We start from the raw sequence: 1,575 nt of genomic DNA on the forward strand, positions 1-1,575 counted from the left end.
CGGTATCTATACAAACATTACTATCCAAGTGATATCTCATCGGGGTAATAACATCGATGAGCAGACTGTCCATATTGGTGGGCAAGTCAGAGGTCCGGGTCCGAAGCCATTTAACAAAGGTCTGACTCTTTATCAAGCCATCCAAGCAGCTGGTGGTCCTACGGAATTTGGTAGTATGAAGCGCGTAAAGGTGTTCCGGAATGGTAAACAAACTATCTACGACATGACCAAGGAGCAGAGTATGGGTGTGTCGGTCGAACCCAATGACACCATAGAGGTCCCTCAGAAGAATATGCTCGGGAACTAAGTAATTGTGTGAATCCGATGCAAACGAGCAATGCTCCATCGCAATTGAGGGTTTGGTTTTTGTTTTGTTCGTTTATAATTTGCTGTGCATCGCTGGGTGGTGCCGTGCAACTACCAAAGGCGTTCAAGGATTTAGGTTCCGCTGATTTTCGCAAGCGTGAGAACGCGCAAGGAAAATTGTTGGATTGGGCTAAGAAATCTCCAGAGCCTGCAATGTTAGAGTTTCTCGAACAGTCACGCGATGCAAGTGACCCAGAGATTAGAGAGCGCTGTTACGAAATTCTTCGTATTTTAGTTGATGCCGAATACATGAAGGAAGGGGAGGGATACATCGGAGTCGCCCTTGCATTGAACGATGAAATCCTAACCGTTCCTGGTGATTTAAAGCCCCGATACGCGATCCGTGTTATAGAAGTTCGAGCAGACACCCCAGGAGAAGCTGCAGGAGTCCAGTTGAATGATATGATTGTAGCATTGGAGGAAGGTGTTTGGCGCAATACTGGGGCTTCTTCACTATTTCGTGAACGGGTTAAAACCATGAAACCAAACAGTCATGCGAAGTTGTCGATTCTGCGTAATGGCGAGGTACTTGAATTGAAGGTAACCTTAGGAAGGCGGCCAGTGATGGCAGATCTATTTATCAATGGACAAGATTTTGATACCGAGACTGCCGAAAGAGAAGCGAAAGACGTTTACTTCAAGCTTTGGCTTTCCAAGAGAAAAACCAAAATCGGTGCCGGCTCATAATTTTTTAGAAATCGAAATCCTTGATAGTCATGGCATTTTATTAAAAAGTTAATATCTTATTTTTATGGTCATCGCTCACTGTTGGTTTAAAAAAATTGTACTCGCGACGGCTTCTGTGGCGCTAGGTTTTACCGCCTTCGCTCAGCAAGCCGATTTTAACGAGGTAGGTAGACAAATGGCGATTATGTTGCAAAACAGCCATTTCGCTCGGTTGCCTTTCAATGCCGAGTTGAGTCAGAGATTCTTGGCCGATTACCTGAAAGATCTCGATTTCCAGCGACTCTATTTTACCCAAGAAGACGTTGATGAGTTTAACATTAAATATGGAGATCAGCTACATTCCCTTTTATTAAGTGGCAAAAGCATGTCAGCAGCCACTGAAATTTATCGTGTTTTCGAAAAACGAGTTGAGGAGCGTGTTGCTCTGACAGAAAAACTCTTGAAAGATGACCACTTCGATTTTGCAGTCGACGAGTCGGTTATGTTGACTCGCAAAGACGCAGCTTGGCCAAGGAATGATAA

Annotated in this window: 3 protein-coding genes; all 3 read left to right on the forward strand. The window is 44.4% G+C overall.

The genetic code is table 11. The features are described from left to right. Positions 1–307 (forward strand): SLBB domain-containing protein (locus tag WCO51_13740; protein MEI6514316.1); only part of this gene is annotated, 307 nt, incomplete at its 5' end. Positions 308–324: 17 nt separating this feature from the next. Next, positions 325–1,053: a PDZ domain-containing protein gene (locus WCO51_13745; GenBank protein MEI6514317.1), complete on the forward strand. Its 729-nt coding sequence runs from the start codon at positions 325–327 to the stop codon at positions 1,051–1,053. A 175-nt stretch (positions 1,054–1,228) separates the two neighbouring features. After that, on the forward strand, positions 1,229–1,575 hold a 347-nt coding region (locus WCO51_13750), incomplete at its 3' end, for a tail-specific protease (GenBank protein ID MEI6514318.1).

It is taken from the genome of bacterium, from assembly GCA_037131655.1.
Classification (GTDB): Bacteria; Armatimonadota; Fimbriimonadia; order Fimbriimonadales; family JBAXQP01; genus JBAXQP01.

Bases quoted from the DNA above. Each gene is read 5' to 3' on its own strand.
- WCO51_13745 (MEI6514317.1), top strand. From the start codon at position 325: ATGCAAACGAGCAATGCTCCATCGCAATTGAGGGTTTGGTTTTTGTTT.